At 41.0% G+C, this 17,604-nt stretch carries 15 protein-coding genes; all 15 read left to right on the top strand.

Annotated elements, in window-relative coordinates; genetic code table 11:
• Positions 1-39 precede the first annotated feature (39 nt).
• The 15 genes from AC6CHU_RS02650 to speD all read left to right on the top strand — a co-directional run bounded on the left by AC6CHU_RS02650 (position 40) and on the right by speD (position 17,581).
• On the top strand, positions 40-501 hold the full coding sequence (locus AC6CHU_RS02650; RefSeq protein ID WP_159863406.1) for a DUF441 domain-containing protein: 462 nt from the start codon (positions 40-42) through the stop codon (positions 499-501).
• A 555-nt stretch (positions 502-1,056) separates the two neighbouring features.
• Positions 1,057-2,178 carry a citrate synthase gene (gene citZ / locus AC6CHU_RS02645; protein ID WP_159863405.1) on the top strand — a complete coding sequence of 374 codons (1,122 nt, stop codon included), beginning with the start codon at positions 1,057-1,059 and terminating at the stop codon, positions 2,176-2,178.
• 209 nt (positions 2,179-2,387) lie between these two features.
• On the top strand, positions 2,388-3,656 hold the full coding sequence (gene icd, locus AC6CHU_RS02640) for an NADP-dependent isocitrate dehydrogenase (RefSeq protein WP_159863404.1): 1,269 nt from the start codon (positions 2,388-2,390) through the stop codon (positions 3,654-3,656).
• A gap of 217 nt (positions 3,657-3,873) precedes the next feature.
• Positions 3,874-4,812 carry a malate dehydrogenase gene (gene mdh / locus AC6CHU_RS02635; protein WP_159863403.1) on the top strand — a complete coding sequence of 313 codons (939 nt, stop codon included), beginning with the start codon at positions 3,874-3,876 and terminating at the stop codon, positions 4,810-4,812.
• 402 nt (positions 4,813-5,214) lie between these two features.
• Positions 5,215-5,691, top strand: coding sequence for a MaoC/PaaZ C-terminal domain-containing protein (locus tag AC6CHU_RS02630; RefSeq protein WP_159863402.1), 477 nt, complete (start codon positions 5,215-5,217; stop codon positions 5,689-5,691).
• A 214-nt stretch (positions 5,692-5,905) separates the two neighbouring features.
• Positions 5,906-6,622: a response regulator transcription factor gene (locus AC6CHU_RS02625; protein WP_159863401.1), complete on the top strand. Its 717-nt coding sequence runs from the start codon at positions 5,906-5,908 to the stop codon at positions 6,620-6,622.
• Complete coding sequence (pnpS, locus tag AC6CHU_RS02620) at positions 6,619-8,394, top strand: two-component system histidine kinase PnpS (RefSeq protein ID WP_159863400.1); 1,776 nt, start codon at positions 6,619-6,621, stop codon at positions 8,392-8,394. The genes AC6CHU_RS02625 and pnpS overlap by 4 nt, the downstream gene beginning before the upstream one ends.
• A 249-nt stretch (positions 8,395-8,643) precedes the next feature.
• Positions 8,644-9,609: an FtsH protease activity modulator HflK gene (hflK, locus tag AC6CHU_RS02615; protein ID WP_159863399.1), complete on the top strand. Its 966-nt coding sequence runs from the start codon at positions 8,644-8,646 to the stop codon at positions 9,607-9,609.
• A complete protein-coding gene (gene hflC, locus AC6CHU_RS02610; protein WP_159863398.1) occupies positions 9,602-10,534 on the top strand; it encodes a protease modulator HflC in 933 nt (310 codons plus the stop codon). The genes hflK and hflC overlap by 8 nt, the downstream gene beginning before the upstream one ends.
• A 230-nt stretch (positions 10,535-10,764) precedes the next feature.
• The gene (polA, locus tag AC6CHU_RS02605) at positions 10,765-13,398 is read left to right on the top strand and encodes a DNA polymerase I (RefSeq protein WP_159863397.1); all 2,634 of its coding nucleotides are present in this window, start codon (positions 10,765-10,767) and stop codon (positions 13,396-13,398) included.
• Positions 13,399-13,433: 35 nt separating this feature from the next.
• Entirely contained in the window at positions 13,434-14,261 is an 828-nt protein-coding gene (mutM, locus tag AC6CHU_RS02600; RefSeq protein ID WP_159863396.1) for a DNA-formamidopyrimidine glycosylase, read from the top strand.
• 92 nt (positions 14,262-14,353) lie between these two features.
• Complete coding sequence (gene ytaF / locus AC6CHU_RS02595; RefSeq protein ID WP_498119956.1) at positions 14,354-14,989, top strand: sporulation membrane protein YtaF; 636 nt, start codon at positions 14,354-14,356, stop codon at positions 14,987-14,989.
• 24 nt (positions 14,990-15,013) lie between these two features.
• The gene (coaE, locus tag AC6CHU_RS02590) at positions 15,014-15,613 is read left to right on the top strand and encodes a dephospho-CoA kinase (protein WP_159863394.1); all 600 of its coding nucleotides are present in this window, start codon (positions 15,014-15,016) and stop codon (positions 15,611-15,613) included.
• A 246-nt stretch (positions 15,614-15,859) separates the two neighbouring features.
• Positions 15,860-16,891 (top strand): glyceraldehyde-3-phosphate dehydrogenase, encoded by a 1,032-nt coding sequence (locus AC6CHU_RS02585; RefSeq protein WP_498119954.1) that lies wholly within the window; start codon positions 15,860-15,862, stop codon positions 16,889-16,891.
• A gap of 315 nt (positions 16,892-17,206) precedes the next feature.
• On the top strand, positions 17,207-17,581 hold the full coding sequence (gene speD, locus AC6CHU_RS02580) for an adenosylmethionine decarboxylase (RefSeq protein WP_035330279.1): 375 nt from the start codon (positions 17,207-17,209) through the stop codon (positions 17,579-17,581).
• The last annotated feature ends 23 nt before the right edge of the window (positions 17,582-17,604 follow it).

The raw sequence follows: 17,604 nt of genomic DNA, 5'->3' as shown, positions 1-17,604 counted from the left end.
TGTTACGATAATATAGGAAGCTGGCAGGTGAATTAGCAAATGTTATCCCAACCACTTATTTTCTTATTACTATTGCTGGGGATTGGTTTAATAGCAAAGAATCAATCACTGATTATTGCTGTCTTTATTTTGATTATCCTTAAAGCATCCGGCCTGGATTCAAAAGCCTTTTCATTTCTGCAGTCCAAGGGGATTAACTGGGGTGTAACCATTATTACAATTGCTGTCCTGGCACCAATAGCCAGCGGTGAAATCGGATTCCGTGATTTAAGCGGTGCATTTAAATCCCCTTATGCGTGGATAGCTCTTGTCTCGGGGATTGCAGTTGCACTTCTGGCAAAAGGCGGTATCGTGCTGCTGGCTGAAGATCCCCATATAACAACTGCACTTGTACTGGGGACCATTCTTGCTGTCTCCCTTTTTAAAGGTATTGCCGTCGGTCCTCTGATAGGGGCTGGGATTGCATATATGGCAATGAAGGTCTTTGAGCTTTTTAAATGAATTTTCATCTAGATTCCTCATTGCCTATGGGGCAAGAATGCAAATAAACTTTTCTTGAAAAATAATATTTTTTAACAAATTAAGTGCTTTTCATTCACAAAAGTCAGATAATTGTTTATAATAGGACTTGTAAGCGTAACCTATTTCACGGTACCTATTATATTCAGTTAAGCTCTATCGAAATGTTATTAATATATTTATTTTTTCTAATTCCAGAAAAATGTAAGCATTTTCTTTTTTTTTAACCGAGTACCGAGCAACCGCTCGATTAATGCATGCCAAGAGAAAGTTTATTTCTTCCATATATCGGGAGTACTTTTTACTAAATGAAAGTATCACTTTCATGAATTTGGTCTGTAGATCGGCTAATACAGCCGGCTTTTTCAAAGGCTGTCCTGCAGCCCTATAATTGTGTCCCAATAAAGATAAAACAGAATGTGGACATGACAAGGAAGCTTTTCTGAAAAATGAAAAACCAGGTTCGGCTTACTTATGTTTAATGTACAGACAAAAATGGGTATGGGGAAATTTTATTATGTAAAGGAGAGATTCGGTATGACAGTAACACGCGGTCTTGAAGGGGTAGTAGCTACTACTTCGTCTATCAGCTCCATCATAGACGATACATTAACCTATGCTGGCTACAATATTGATGATTTGGCTGAAAATGCAAGCTTTGAAGAGGTTATTTATCTTTTATGGCACAGAAAGCTTCCTACTCAATCCCAGCTGGATGAATTAAAGAGTCAGCTTGCAGCAAACTACTCTCTTCCGGAGGAAGTTCTGAACCATTTTAAAACATATCCAATTGACAAAGTGCATCCAATGGCTGCCCTTCGTTCGGCAGTGTCTTTATTGGGACTTTATGATGAAGAAGCAGATCAGATGGATGAAGAAGCAAATTATAAAAAAGCAATTCGCCTTCAAGCTAAAATGCCTGCTATTGTAACGGCATTTGCACGGGTTAGAAAAGGCCTTGAACCAATTGCTCCTAGAACAGATCTTGGATTTGCAGCCAATTTCCTATATATGCTTACAGGCAAAGAGCCTGAGCCAATCGCAATTGAAGCATTTAATAAAGCCCTGGTTCTTCATGCGGACCATGAACTGAATGCTTCCACTTTCACTGCACGTGTATGTGTAGCTACTTTATCAGATATCTATTCAGGAGTTACAGCTGCTATTGGCGCATTAAAAGGTCCGTTGCATGGCGGTGCCAATGAGGCTGTAATGAAGATGCTTACTGATATCGGCACTCTTGAAAATGTAGAGCCATATATCCGTGAAAAACTTGAAAAGAAAGAGAAAATCATGGGCTTTGGCCACCGTGTTTACCGTCAGGGCGATCCTCGTGCCAAGCACTTAAGAGAAATGTCTAAAAAGCTTACTGAACTTACCGGGGAACCACACTGGTATGAAATGTCCACGCAAATTGAAGCGATTGTTACCGGAGAGAAAAAACTTCCGCCAAATGTCGACTTCTATTCTGCATCTGTATACCATAGCCTGGGAATCGACCATGACCTGTTCACGCCGATTTTTGCTGTAAGCCGTGTATCCGGCTGGCTGGCTCATATTCTCGAACAATATGAAAATAATCGCTTGATCCGCCCGCGTGCAGACTATACAGGCCCGGGAATGCAAAAATACGTGCCAGTAGAGCAAAGAGGTCTTTAATAGGCTGAAAAAACAGATTAAAAGAATTAAATTTACTACTCAGCATTTTACTTTTTATCAAAAAATTGCTGTAATAGAGAGAGCAGGGAAAAGGTTAGAGGCAAATGCCTTCTAACCTTTGAATCTGATATACTGATGCAGCATTATGCCGAAGTCTATATAAATAAAAAAGGCTGATGTTCGCACTTTTCAAAATGGAGGGTATAACAATGCAAGGTGAAAAAATCACAGTTACAAATGGTGTACTAAACGTACCAAACAACCCAATCGTTCCTTTTATTGAAGGAGACGGAACAGGGCCTGATATTTGGGCGGCAGCTTCCCGTGTATTGGATGCTTCTGTAGAAAAAGCTTATAAAGGTGAGCGCAAGCTTGTCTGGAAAGAAGTGTTAGCCGGCGAAAAAGCCTTCAATCAGACTGGAGAGTGGCTTCCTTCTGAAACACTTGATGCGATCAATGAATATCTTATTGCGATTAAAGGACCATTAACAACACCAATCGGCGGCGGCATCCGTTCCCTGAACGTTGCGCTTCGCCAGGAGCTTGACCTGTTTGTGTGCCTGCGTCCGGTCCGCTGGTTTGAAGGCGTTCCTTCTCCAGTTAAACGCCCGCAGGATACTGATATGGTTATTTTTCGTGAAAATACAGAGGATATCTATGCCGGCATTGAGTATGCCAAAGGTTCTGATGAAGTGAAGAAATTAATTTCTTTCCTTCAAGATGAAATGGGTGTTAATAAAATCCGTTTCCCTGAAACTTCCGGACTTGGCATTAAGCCGGTATCAGAGGAAGGAACAAGCCGCCTTGTACGTGCTGCTATCGAGTACGCAATCAAAGAAGGCCGCAAATCTGTAACACTTGTACATAAAGGCAATATCATGAAATTTACTGAAGGTGCCTTTAAAAACTGGGGTTATGAACTCGCTGAAAGAGAATACGGAGAAAAAGTATTCACTTGGGCTCAATATGACCGCATTAAAGATGAGCAAGGTGTTGAAGCTGCAAACAAGGCTCAGGCAGATGCAGAAGCAGCTGGCAAAATTATTGTTAAGGATGCAATTGCCGATATTTTCCTACAGCAGATCCTTACACGTCCAAAAGAGTTTGATGTTGTTGCAACAATGAACTTGAACGGAGATTATATTTCTGATGCTCTTGCTGCGCAGGTAGGCGGAATTGGTATTGCTCCTGGAGCAAACATTAACTATGAAACTGGACATGCGATCTTCGAAGCAACTCATGGTACAGCTCCGAAGTATGCTGGCCTTGATAAGGTTAACCCTTCTTCGGTTATTCTTTCAGGTGTATTAATGCTTGAGCACCTTGGATGGAACGAAGCTGCAAACATGATCGTTAAATCTATGGAAAAATCTATTGCCTCTAAAGTCGTAACATATGACTTTGCCCGTCTAATGGATGGAGCAACTGAAGTAAAATGCTCTGAATTTGCTGAGGAACTAATTAAAAACATGGAGTAAAAAAGCAAAAGCGCCTTTAATAAAAGGCGCTTTTAACTAATATACTGTTCATACTGTGCTATTTTGTGCACTTACCTGAGGAAACTTTTTTTGCCGGGCAGCTAGGGAATTTCTGAAAAGTGAAGAATGTGTATATAGGGATGGCTGTTCTTTGGAACAGCCTCTTACATAAAGGATGAAAATCCTAAACTTTCATTTCCAAAAGGAGGAACTGCTCATGTCATTGAAACGCAAAAAGATTTCTGTAATCGGTGGAGGATTTACTGGAGCAACAACTGCATTCTTACTGGGCCAAAAAGAACTTGGAGATGTCGTGCTGGTCGATATACCGCAAATGGAAAACCCTACAAAGGGAAAAGCTCTTGATATGCTGGAAGCAAGTCCTGTACAGGGATTTGATGCGAACATCACTGGCACTTCTAGCTATGAAGATACACAAGACTCTGACATTGTAGTTATTACAGCAGGCATTGCACGGAAGCCGGGCATGAGCCGGGATGATCTTGTACAGACGAACCAGAAGATTATGAAAAGTGTAGCGCAGGAGATTGCAAAGTATTCTCCAAATAGCTATATAGTTGTGCTGACTAACCCGGTGGATGCGATGACTTATACAGTTTTCAAGGAATCGGGCTTCCCGAAAAACCGTGTAATTGGCCAGTCAGGTGTTCTTGACACAGCCCGCTTCCGCACATTTGTCGCCCAGGAACTGAATTTATCTGTTAAAGATATTACAGGATTTGTACTTGGCGGCCACGGTGATGACATGGTTCCGCTAGTCCGCTATTCATATGCTGGCGGCATTCCTTTAGAAGCATTAATATCAAAAGATCGTCTTGATGCTATTGTCGAGCGGACACGCAAAGGCGGAGGAGAAATCGTCAATTTATTAGGCAACGGTAGTGCCTACTATGCTCCAGCTGCTTCCCTGGTGGAAATGTGTGAAGCTATTCTTAAAGATCAGCGCCGTGTCCTGCCTTCCATTGCATACCTTGAAGGAGAGTATGGCTATGAAGGAATCTATCTGGGTGTGCCAACCATCCTTGGAGCAAATGGAATTGAAAAAATAATAGAGCTAGAACTGACAAATGAAGAAAAAGCTGCCCTCGATAAATCGGCAGATTCAGTTCGCAAGGTAATGGAAGTATTAGTGTAGTACTAAAGAACACTAGTATTTTCGAACCGCATCAGTTTAACTCTCTTGTTTGACTGTGGAGGGCATTTATCCCTCGAAGATGCTATCTTATTTTCTTTGAGTGATGGTGATTCAAGGGGATTATTTTATGTCCTGCGGGAGTTGCGGGACATATGTGAACCCACATGAAGAGAGCGGTAAGGAGGCTTACCGACCGCCCAAAGTCTTAAGCTAATTAACAGATTTGCAATATAAGCAGTAAAAAAGTTCGGGGATAAACTCCGAATTTTTTTACTGGAAGCCCTTTTGGGAAATAGTAAATAATGATATCATATAAAAAATAGACTGAATTATTTAAAATATTCAACAGTCTATTTTTTACACCAGCTATGTAAACGGTTACAATACTCGGAGGTGCAAGCTATGCTGCTTGGAAAGAAAAGAAAACTGGGAAGAACTATTGAAGAAATATCTGTAGGAGAAAAATTGACGCTTACAGAAAAAATAGAAGACAAGGATCTATTGCTTTACCTGGGCCTGACAAACGATGCAAATCCTTTATATATCCAGCATGATTATGCTTCTCAAACACCTTATAAAAAACCAATAGTACCAAGTGTTATGCTGAATGGCATCATAAATTCTGCCATCTCCAAATATCTGCCGGGGCCTGGAAGCCATGTTTTAAAACAGGATATTGAGTATACAAAGCCTGTCTATCATTATGGCACAGTTCAATTTTTATTCGAAGTAACAGAAGTAAATACCTCAAACCATACCGTGCAAATTAAGGTGCAGGGAACGAATGAAGAAGAGCAGACGGTTATTAATGGTCAGCTCCTTGTATGTCCTCCTTACAAACCCCAGCCTATGGATGGGAATGCCTTAGAAAATTTCTGATAATCAATAGATGTGCAGCATATGCACATCTTTTTTGATTAAATCCTCCCTTTCCAGCGATTGACCCGAAATAAACCATGAAATATATTATAATAAAGATATATGGCAAGCAGGGGTTTGATAGGCAGGAGGGATACCTGCTTTTTATAAAAATCGCTGACAGTCAAGCAGCTTAGGTTTAACACAGGGGTAATTCAATGACGCGGAGGATCATATGGATAAGAAAATTCTAGTTGTAGATGACGAACAATCTATCGTAACTTTACTTCAATACAACCTGCAGCAGGCGGGCTATGAAGTAATTACAGCCATGGATGGCCAGGAGGGTAAAGATCTGGCCATTTCTGAAAGACCGGATCTTATTGTACTTGATCTTATGCTGCCAAAGCTTGATGGAATAGAAGTATGCAAACAGCTTAGACAGCAGAAAATAGCAACACCTATTTTAATGCTGACTGCCAAGGATGATGAATTTGATAAGGTTCTTGGTCTTGAACTGGGTGCAGATGATTACATGACAAAACCTTTCAGCCCTCGGGAAGTAGTTGCCAGAGTTAAAGCTATCTTGCGGAGAACTCAATTTGTGCCTGAAGCTGTCGAAGAGAAAGAGGAAGATGGCGATTCTTTTAGGATTGGCGGACTAAAGATCCTTCCACAGCACTATGAAGCCTATTTTGAAGGAGAACTTCTTGAATTAACTCCGAAGGAATTTGAATTACTATTATATCTTGCTAAGAATAAGAGCCGTGTTCTGACAAGGGATCAGCTTCTTAGCGCAGTCTGGAATTACGATTTTGCAGGAGACACGAGAATCGTTGATGTACATATAAGCCATTTAAGAGAGAAAATTGAAGCAAACACCAAAAAACCTGTTTATATTAAAACCATTCGCGGATTGGGCTACAAATTGGAGGGGCCTAAAGGAGAATGAACACGTTTCGCACCCGCCTGCTTTTCGCATTGCTTTCGTTAATTCTTGTTGTTCTAGTTGCATTAGGCCTTCTTTTAGGCCAGCTATTTAAAAGCTATTATTTAAATACATTTGATGCACGTCTGCAAAAAGAGACTGAAATGGCGGCGAGCTATATTCAGGGCAATGGAGGCATTGGGTCCATTAGTATTGATAGAATCAATGAACTTGGTGACATACTTGATGTGCGTGTAACTGCTACTGACAGCAAGGGCATAATATTAATGGATAGCGGCGTAATAAGTGAGACTACACAAAGCAGGCACCAGGAAATTATATTAGAAGTATTAAAAAAGAAATCCGAATATGAATCAGGATGGGAAGTGGCCGGAGGTTTTAATCTGCACTATTATTGGCAGCCTGTCATGGTAAATGGCGAGAAGGAAGGCTATATCTTCTTAAGCACAAAGCTGGCAGAATTCCAAAAGGCCTATCAGCAGATTTGGTGGATTTTAGCTATCAGTCTTGGTCTGTCCTTATTTATGATTATTCTGCTTGGGTCAAGAATTATGGCACGATATACAAAGCCTATCGAGTCCGCAACACAGGTTGCGATTGAACTTACGAAGGGAAACTATCGGGCAAGAACATATGAAGATCAGGAAGATGAAACAGGTATGCTGAGTAAATCTATCAATGTACTGGCGAGGAATCTTCAGGAAATGGTGAAATCCCAGGAGATGCAGCAGGACAGACTTGGCGCTCTCATTGAAAACATGGGAAGCGGTCTGATTCTTATTGACAGCAGAGGCTATATTAATTTAGTGAATCGGCCATACAAAGAGGTTTTCAATGTAAATCCTTCCGAATACCTTTATAAACTCTATTATGAAGTGATAGAACATAAAGGGGTAACCGAAGTGGTTGAAGAAATTTTTATGACGGAACAGAAAGTAAAAAAGCAGCTCATTATACCTGTCAACATCGAAAGACGTTACTTTGAAGTATATGGAGTTCCTATTATTGGGACGAATGATGAATGGAAAGGGATTTTGCTTGTATTTCATGATATTACCGAACTGAAGAAACTTGAGCAGATGAGGAAGGATTTTGTCGCGAACGTTTCTCATGAACTGAAAACACCAATTACCTCTATAAAGGGCTTCTCTGAAACTCTTTTGGATGGTGCGATGGAAAACAAACAAACTCTTAATGATTTTCTCAATATCATTTTGAAGGAAAGTGATCGTCTGCAATCTCTTATTCAGGAATTGCTGGATCTGTCGAAAATTGAAAAGCAGGGCTTTAGTTTGTCCATTCAGCAGCTGGATCTGGCTGTTGTGCTCGAAGATGTGGTGGCCATCATGAAAGGGAAGGCAGCAGAAAAAGAAATCGTTCTGGAATATAAGAGAGGCGATGAACCTGTATATGTTGAAGGTGATGTTCACCGGCTTAAGCAGGTGTTTATCAATATCATATCAAATGCAATTTCATATACGCCAAAACAGGGGGCCGTCCATATTTCTTCAGCAAATAGCGGCAGCACCGTTTCAACAGAAATACGGGATACGGGGATTGGAATTGAAGCCATTGAAATTCCGCGTATCTTTGAACGTTTTTACCGGATCGATAAAGCCAGAAGCAGGAACTCTGGTGGAACAGGGCTGGGGCTGGCAATCGTAAAGCATCTCGTTGAAGCACATAAGGGTACCATCGCGGTTAAAAGTGAGGTTGGCAGAGGCACCTCCTTTATTATTGAACTTCCGAAAGTAATAAATGAAAAAAATGGATGAAATGGCAGGATTAACTTTACATGATTTTAACAGCAGATTTATGTTCCCTTTACAATCCGCTGTTAAAATCATAATTGTTAAACCCCTTCATCCAAGGAGCCATAGAAAAAGGTGAAAGCTGACCCCGCTTTCGCCTTTTTCATTTTGCCGATTCTTCATCTTTCTTTAACTTTTGTCATATTTATGAAACCTTTACGTAAATAAATCGTATGAAAAGTTATAGAAAGTGCTAGGAAAGGGGAGAGAGAAATGGTCAGCTTAAAGCGGATTTATACAATCGCAGGGCTAATTATCGCAATATTAATTTTAAGTATAATAGCTTTTACAACATGGTACACCGTCGATGAGTCGGATCAGGCAGTCATTTTAACATTTGGGGAAGTTGAGGAAGGCATTACGGAGCCAGGACTTCACTTTAAATTGCCATGGCCTGTCCAAAGCGTGGAGAAGCTTTCAAAGGAAACTTTTTCGCTGCAGTTTGGATATGAAGAAAAAGATGGAGAAATAAAGGATTTTCCTGATGAGACAAAAATGATAACCGGGGATGAAAATATCGTCCTTGCAGATCTGGTGGTACAGTGGAAAATAACCGATCCGGAAAAATTCCTTTATAATGCCGAAGAACCGGAAGAAATTTTATATGATGCTACTTCTTCATCTTTAAGAAGTATTATAGGAGGATCAAAGATAGATGCTGCGCTGACATCAGGGAAAGCAGCAATCGAAGCAGATGTAAGAGAACTCCTGACATCTTTAATTGGCAAATATGATATTGGCATATCAATTCTTGCCGTAAAACTGCAGGATGTTGAGCTGCCGAATGATGATGTAAGAAAAGCTTTTACAGATGTAACCGATGCAAGGGAAACCGCCAATACTAAAAAAAATGAGGCAAATAAATATAAGAACCAGAGAATGAATGAAGCTGAAGGTGAGAAGGAAGCTCTTATTTCCAAAGCAAATGGGGAAAAGGCAGCCCGTCTCGAGAGAGCTCGTGGAGATGTAGCAGTATTTAATAAATTGTATGCTGAATATAAAAATAACCCGGATATCACAAGAGAGAGATTAGTTATTGAAACACTTGAGCAAGTCCTTCCGGGTGCAGAGATTTACATTATGAATGATGATGGAAACACTATGAAATATTTCCCAATCAGGCCGCTGGAGAAAGAACAGGCCAAACCGAAAGAGGAGGGAGGTACGGATAATGAGTGATCAAAATGTTGTAAATATCAATGAACGGGGCGGAAATTTCAAATGGGGAACCTATACCAAACTAGGAATCATCCTCGTGCTTATCATTGCCGGACTAGGAATATTGTTCAGCAACCTGTTTATTGTAAAGGAAGGGGAATACAGGGTTATTCGTCAATTTGGAGAGGTAGTCCGGATTGAAAGCGAACCTGGATTAGCATACAAAATACCCTTCATCCAAAGTGTAACCACACTCCCGAAATATCAAATGACTTATGATGTTTCCGAAGCTGAGATCAACACAAAGGACAAAAAGGTCATGATTATCGATAACTATGCAGTATGGAAAATTGACGATCCGAAGAAAATGATCTCAAACGCGAGAACATTGGAGGGAGCGGAGGCTAGAATGGAAGAATTCATCTACTCCGTGACCCGCTCCGAATTGGGTCAGCTGAATTACGAAGAAATCATCAATGATGAAAAATCTTCACGAGGATCTTTGAATGATCAAATTACCACAAAAGTGAATGAATTGCTTACAAATGATAATTATGGAATCACAGTAACAGATGTACGCATTAAACGAACAGATTTACCGGCTGAAAACGAACAATCTGTCTATACCAGAATGATCTCCGAGCGTCAGTCGACAGCCCAGGAATATCTGTCCAAGGGGGATGCCCAGAAGAATATTATTATTGCTGAAACAGACAGGACAGTCAGGGAAATGCTTGCGAAGGCCCAGGCAGATGCTGAGGTAATTCGGGCAGAGGGGGAAGCGGGAGCTGCGAAGGTCTATAATGAAGCCTTCTCAAAGGATCCGGAATTCTATTCCTTATACCGCACACTTGAATCTTATAAAAAGACTATCAATGGCGAGACTGTAATCGTTCTGCCTTCTGATTCACCATATGCCCGTCTGCTGATGGGGAATACTAATTAAATAGGACTTAAATTAGAGGCCGTTATTTTTCTTTCTCTATCTGCTCATGATAGAATAAAGGAAAATAACGGCTTATTTATTGCGGACAAATCTAGCTTCTGCGACTGCCCCCTCGAGGTCACAAGCCGCCCCTCCCAAAAAGGCAAAGAACGCCTTTCCGGGAGGATCGTCTTGTGCTGGTCGGGGGTGAGCAAGGCGCTTCCGCTTTTCTTAGAAGGAGGAGATTTTATTTGGGTAAGAAAAAGCTTGTTCTGATAGATGGCAACAGCATCGCTTATCGGGCATTTTTTGCTTTGCCGCTCTTAAACAATGATAAAGGTATACATACCAATGCTGTTTACGGCTTTACTATGATGCTGCAGAGGATTTTGGAGGATGAAAAACCGACGCATCTCCTTGTGGCATTTGATGCCGGAAAAACAACCTTCCGCCATAAAACCTTTAGCGAGTATAAAGGCGGCCGGCAGAAAACCCCGCCTGAGCTATCAGAGCAGTTTCCTTATATAAGAGAGCTTCTTGATGCTTATGGAATCTCCAGATATGAACTGGAAAATTATGAAGCGGATGATATCATTGGAACACTGTCCCTTCATGCAGAAAAAGATGGCTATGAAGTTAAAGTAATATCGGGAGATAAAGATTTAACCCAGTTAAGTTCTGATGACGTCACTGTCAGCATTACCCGTAAAGGCATCACAGATATTGAAGAATACACACCAGCGCATATAGAAGAAAAATACGGAATCACGCCAGACAGGATTATTGATATGAAAGGCCTGATGGGTGATAGTTCAGATAATATCCCGGGGGTCCCGGGAGTGGGTGAAAAAACAGCCCTTAAATTACTGAAAGAATTTGGCACCCTTGAAGAGCTCTTGGATTCAACAGATAAGGTGAGCGGAAAAAAACTGAAAGAAAAGCTGGAAGAGTTCAAGGATCAGGCATTAATGAGCAAAGAACTTGCTACGATCACGAGGGAAGCTCCTGTTGAGATTAAAATTGAAGATATTGAATATGAAGGTTTTGAAAAAGATAAGGTAATAGGCGTCTTCAAAGAACTGGGCTTTAATTCGCTGCTGGAAAAAATCGGCGGGGATACAGAAGCAATTGAAGAGAATCTGGATGAAATTGAATTTAGCATTGCTGATGAAATTAAGGAAGATATGTTTTCTGATGAAAGTGCATTTTATGTTGAGCTTCTGGAGGATAATTACCATTATGCTGAAATAATTGGTTTTTCCGTGGCAAATGAGAAGGGGAATTTCTTCTTCTCCAAAGATACGGCCTTAGAGTCAGAAGTTTTTAAAAGATGGGCTGAAGATGATACGAAAAAGAAGACTGTGTATGATGCAAAAAGATCTGAAGTATCACTCCGCCATCATGGTATTCATCTAAAGGGTGCAGATTTTGATCTTTATATCGCTTCATACATTATTAACCCGTCTCAGACTATTGAAGATATAGCATCTATAGCAAAAAATCATGGCTATCACGCGATTCAATCGGATGAAGCTTTCTACGGAAAAGGAGCAAAAAGGCGGATTCCGGAAGTGAAAGAACTTGCCGGTCATTTAGCAAGAAAAGCAGCTGCCTTGATGACATTGAAGGAGAAACTCGATAATGATTTAAAGGAAAACCAGCAATCCGAGCTTTTTTATGACCTTGAAATGCCGCTGTCTTTAATATTAGCGGATATGGAGTCAACAGGAATTCAAGTGGATTTGGAACGCCTAAGGACAATGGGACAAGACCTGCTCCTGAAATTAGATGAAATTGAAAAGCGGATACATGAACTTGCTGGGGAAGCTTTCAATATTAATTCACCTAAACAGCTAGGTGTAATCCTTTTTGAAAAACTGGGGCTGCCAGTCATTAAAAAAACAAAAACCGGCTTTTCCACTTCTGCCGATGTCCTTGAAAAACTTGAGAACAATCATGAAATCATCCGGGATATCCTGCACTATCGCCAGCTTGGCAAGCTTCAATCCACCTATATTGAAGGCCTGCTGAAGGTAGTTAACAAGGAAACAGGCAAAGTCCACACCAGGTTCAATCAGGCTCTAACCCAGACAGGAAGATTAAGCTCAACTGATCCGAACCTGCAAAATATTCCAATCCGTCTGGAGGAAGGGCGAAAGATCAGGCAGGCATTTGTTCCTTCAGAACCCGGCTGGGCTATCTTTGCTGCAGACTATTCGCAGATTGAACTGAGAGTGCTGGCCCATATTGCAGATGATGAAAAGCTGATTGAAGCCTTTATTGAAGATATGGATATTCACACCAAAACGGCTATGGAAGTATTCCACGTTAATGCCGATGAAGTTACATCCAATATGCGGCGCCATGCTAAGGCCGTTAACTTTGGAATAGTTTACGGAATCAGTGATTACGGTCTTTCTCAAAGCCTGGGCATAACCCGGAAAGAAGCAGGAAAATTCATTGACCGGTATCTTGAAAGCTATCCTGGTGTAAAGCAGTACATGGACGATATTATTCATGAAGCAAAACAGAAAGGATTTGTCTCGACCCTTCTTCACAGAAGAAGATATCTGCCTGAAATCACCAGCAGAAACTTTAACCTGCGAAGTTTTGCGGAACGCACCGCTATGAACACACCAATTCAGGGTAGTGCAGCTGATATTATTAAAAAGGCCATGATTGACATGGCTGATCGCTTAAGAAAGGAAAAGCTTAATGCACGCCTACTGCTGCAGGTTCACGATGAACTGATTTTCGAAGCACCAGAGGATGAAATAGAGACCCTCAAAAAAATCGTTCCGGACGTAATGGAAAATGCAGTAGAATTGAAAGTTCCGCTTAAAGTTGATTATTCGTATGGCCCAACATGGTTTGATGCAAAATAAAAGCTGATTTTTAGATTTTCAAAGGAGGGATGACTATGCCTGAACTTCCTGAAGTTGAAACGGTCAGAAGAACATTGCAGGAATTGGTGATCGGCAAAACTATTTCCCATGTTTCGGTTTTCTGGCCTAAAATGGTTAAGCATCCCGAAGAGCCTGCCCAATTCACGGATGCCTTAGCAGGCCAGACTTTTCGGGACATTGGCAGGAGAGGGAAATTCCTGATCCTCTACACAGATGAATATGCACTCGTGTCCCACCTGCGAATGGAGGGCAGATATGGCCTTTATTCTAAAGAAGAATCTGTTGAAAAACACACTCATGTCATCTTCCATTTTACTGATGACACTGAACTCAGATACAAAGATGTCCGTAAATTTGGAACGATGCACTTATATGCAAAGGGTGAAGAGCTTAAGACTCTTCCTCTGGCCCATTTGGGACCAGAACCATTTGCAGAGGAATTTACGGTGGACGACCTTGCTTCGAGACTTGCCCGGACCTCCCGCCATGTCAAAACTGCACTTCTCGATCAGAAAACGATCGTAGGCCTCGGCAATATTTACGTCGATGAAGCACTATTCCGCTCGCGAATTCATCCTGAAAGAGCGGCAAATAGCTTATCAAGAAACGAATTGGAGACTCTTCATAAAGAAATTGCAGATACCCTGAGAGAAGCGGTAGATAAAGGAGGAAGCACCATTCGCTCCTATGTTAATTCCCAGGGGCAAATTGGCATGTTCCAGCTTGATCTTTTTGTTTATGGGCGAAAAGGGGAAGAGTGCAAAGTCTGCGGAAGCACACTTGAGCGAATCGTAACTGGAGGCAGGGGCACAGTATACTGTCCTGCCTGTCAGAGGAAATAAAAACGGAATAGAGTTAAAATGCGTTTTGAATAACATTGGATGGGCTCCTTCCATATACTATCGTAGCGATTGACAGGGAGGAGCTCTATTCTATGGCGCATATATTCTCACTTTTGATACTTGCTTTTGCTGTCAGTCTTGACAGTTTTAGTGTCGGTTTAACATATGGTTTAAGGAAAATGAGCATACCATTTAAATCGATCAGTATAATCGCTTGCTGTTCAGCAATCACATTAATGGCCGCCATGACAATCGGCCATTTAATAGGAGCCTTTTTATCTCCGGCTTTAGCTGAAAGTTTAGGCGGAGTCATTCTGATTTTTCTCGGTGCCTGGGTCCTATATCAATTTTTCAGGCCGGAAAAGGTGAAGGATGTCCTGCCGCATGAAAAGACAATTGTAAATTTGGAAATTAAATCTCTAGGGCTTGTCATTAATATTTTGAAAAAGCCGATGTCCGCTGATTTTGACAAATCCGGTGCCATCACAGGAATTGAAGCACTAATGCTTGGGCTTGCACTATCCCTGGATGCCTTTGGTGCTGGAATCGGTGCAGCTATGCTGGGGTACTCACCTTACTACCTGGCGTTGACGGTCGCGGTTATGAGCTCTCTGTTTGTGTTTATGGGAATGCAGGTGGGGTCCCTTTTTTCTAAAAGCGGATGGGTCCATAAGTTTTCATTCATTCCAGGCATTATTTTAATCGTAATTGGGATTCTAAAAATCTAGTATTTTAAAGGAAAGGAATACACTATGCCACTGACTGTAGGTTTGTCAGGGGGGATTGCAAGCGGGAAAAGCACTGTTTCATCTCTCCTAATCGGAAAAGGATATTCTGTAATCGACGCGGATATAGAAGCCAGATTAGCTGTTGAAAAAGGAGAGGAAGCTTATCAGGAAATTGTCCGTCATTTTGGGGATAGGGTTCTTCTCAAAGACGGTTCAATTGATCGTGCAGAACTGGGCTCCATTATTTTTCATGATGAAAAAGAACGGCAGGTCCTGAATAGCATAGTACATCCTGCAGTCCGCAAAAGGATGACAGCCAAAAAGGAACAGGCAACCAGCCGTAATGAACAACTGATCATACTCGATATACCGCTTCTGTTTGAAAGTAAATTACAATATATGTGCGACAAAACTTTATTAGTATATGCAGATGAAGATGTGCAGCTAAAAAGGCTGATGCAGAGAAATCAGCTATCAGAGAATGAAGCGATGGCAAGAATTCAATCTCAGATGCCTTTAAGTGAAAAGAAAGCATTGGCCGATGCTGTTATTGATAATAATGGTACGATTGAAGAAACAGAAAAACAATTATGGAAGATCTTAAAAAAATGGAATGCTGTCTGAGGAGCCTGTGATAGGCTCTTTTTTTAATGTGCCTAAAGCCCAATTAGTATGACAAAATTAATAAGGATTCGTCTTTAACATAGACCATTACCTAATAATAATTAGAAAAAGTATGGGCTAATATTTCTGAATTGTTGAACATTAAAAAATCCGCATTTTATTCATCACAAATGATCCTCAATATGTTATACTAATTACATCTTAAGGTAACAAAAAGTATAACACTAATGCGGAAGGGGCCGTAACATGAAGGCGAAAATAGCGATTAATGGTTTTGGAAGAATTGGACGCATGGTTTTTAGAAAAGCCATCCTTGATGAAAGTCTTGAAGTGGCTGCCATAAATGCAAGCTATCCGGCTGAAACTTTGGCACACTTAATTAAATATGATACCAACCATGGACCATTCGAAGGAAGTGTTGTTCCAGAAGACAATGCTATTGTTGTGAACGGTAAAAGGGTTCAGCTTGTCAGCAGCCGTAATCCTGAAGAACTTCCCTGGAGAGAAATGAATATCGATATCGTTATTGAAGCTACAGGAAAGTTTAATTCCCGTGATAAAGCGGCTCTTCATCTTGAAGCCGGGGCTAAAAAGGTAATACTTACTGCTCCTGGAAAAAATGAAGATGTGACTATTGTTATGGGCGTAAATGAAAGCGCATTAAAAATTGAAGAACATGATATTATTTCAAATGCATCCTGCACAACAAACTGTCTTGCACCTGTTGCGAAAGTGCTTGATGAACAATTTGGCATTGAAAACGGACTTATGACAACCGTTCATGCATATACAAACGATCAGAAAAATATTGATAACCCGCATAAGGATTTACGCCGTGCCCGTGCTTGCGGACAGTCTATCATCCCGACTTCCACTGGTGCTGCTAAAGCTTTGTCGCTGGTACTGCCTCATTTAAAAGGCAAATTACATGGGATGGCACTGCGCGTGCCAACTCCTAACGTTTCCTTAGTTGACCTCGTGGTAGACTTAAAGCGCGACGTAACAATTGAAGAAGTGAATGCTGCCTTTGCAACAGCTTCTCAGGGATCTTTGCATGGTATCCTGGATATTACAGACGAACCATTGGTGTCAATCGATTTCAACACAAATGAACACTCTGCCATCATTGATGGATTATCTACAATGGTAATAGGCACCAGCAAAGTGAAAGTACTTGCCTGGTACGATAATGAGTGGGGTTATTCCTGCCGTGTCGTAGACTTGACAAAATATGTTGCACAGGAGCTTTTACAAGCATCTGCCGTTAAAGTTGGCTAATTTCCAATCTCTTTTAGTTTAAAACTACCCATACCTTACCTTTAAAGCCTGCCATTCCCCGGCAGGCTCCTTTTATTGGACAAAACTCCTTTTTTGAATCAGAAATTTGCGAAGAAAATGTAGAACAATGTGTTGCAAAAAGAAATTAAACAAAGTATACTAATCCTCGTGAACTTCTCCGAGGTTTTGGTATGGTAGCTACTTAAAGGGTTAGGACCTCTTTGGACTAACTTTCCCCCGTGGTAGTTATAGACCAGTATAAATCTGGAATTTCATTAATTAATAGCTTAAAAGTTTAAAGGGGGAAATTTGAATATGGAAACTATGGGTCGTCACGTAATCTCAGAACTTTGGGGATGCGATTTTGAAAAGTTAAATGATATGGATTATATTGAGCAGACATTCGTAAATGCTGCATTAAAATCTGGTGCGGAAATTCGCGAGGTTGCATTTCATAAGTTTGCGCCACAGGGTGTCAGCGGAGTTGTTATCATCTCTGAATCTCATTTAACTATTCACAGCTTCCCGGAGCATGGCTATGCCAGCATTGATGTGTATACGTGTGGAGATCTTGACCCTAACATTGCTGCAGACTTTATTGCAGAAGCGTTAGGAGCTCAAACGCGTGAGAATATTGAAATTCCTCGCGGTATGGGTCCAGTTCAAGTTAAACAAGCTCAAGTACTTTAATACAAAATGAACCAGGCAATTCA

The sequence above is a fragment of the Cytobacillus sp. GQ23 genome (genome assembly GCF_059758675.1).
This window is presented reverse-complemented; position numbering and strand designations above follow the sequence as displayed.

Bases quoted from the DNA above. Each gene is read 5' to 3' on its own strand.
- AC6CHU_RS02650 (WP_159863406.1), top strand. From the start codon at position 40: ATGTTATCCCAACCACTTATTTTCTTATTACTATTGCTGGGGATTGGT.
- citZ (WP_159863405.1), top strand. From the start codon at position 1,057: ATGACAGTAACACGCGGTCTTGAAGGGGTAGTAGCTACTACTTCGTCT.
- icd (WP_159863404.1), top strand. From the start codon at position 2,388: ATGCAAGGTGAAAAAATCACAGTTACAAATGGTGTACTAAACGTACCA.
- mdh (WP_159863403.1), top strand. From the start codon at position 3,874: ATGTCATTGAAACGCAAAAAGATTTCTGTAATCGGTGGAGGATTTACT.
- AC6CHU_RS02630 (WP_159863402.1), top strand. From the start codon at position 5,215: ATGCTGCTTGGAAAGAAAAGAAAACTGGGAAGAACTATTGAAGAAATA.
- AC6CHU_RS02625 (WP_159863401.1), top strand. From the start codon at position 5,906: ATGGATAAGAAAATTCTAGTTGTAGATGACGAACAATCTATCGTAACT.
- pnpS (WP_159863400.1), top strand. From the start codon at position 6,619: ATGAACACGTTTCGCACCCGCCTGCTTTTCGCATTGCTTTCGTTAATT.
- hflK (WP_159863399.1), top strand. From the start codon at position 8,644: ATGGTCAGCTTAAAGCGGATTTATACAATCGCAGGGCTAATTATCGCA.
- hflC (WP_159863398.1), top strand. From the start codon at position 9,602: ATGAGTGATCAAAATGTTGTAAATATCAATGAACGGGGCGGAAATTTC.
- mutM (WP_159863396.1), top strand. From the start codon at position 13,434: ATGCCTGAACTTCCTGAAGTTGAAACGGTCAGAAGAACATTGCAGGAA.
- ytaF (WP_498119956.1), top strand. From the start codon at position 14,354: ATGGCGCATATATTCTCACTTTTGATACTTGCTTTTGCTGTCAGTCTT.
- coaE (WP_159863394.1), top strand. From the start codon at position 15,014: ATGCCACTGACTGTAGGTTTGTCAGGGGGGATTGCAAGCGGGAAAAGC.
- AC6CHU_RS02585 (WP_498119954.1), top strand. From the start codon at position 15,860: ATGAAGGCGAAAATAGCGATTAATGGTTTTGGAAGAATTGGACGCATG.
- speD (WP_035330279.1), top strand. From the start codon at position 17,207: ATGGAAACTATGGGTCGTCACGTAATCTCAGAACTTTGGGGATGCGAT.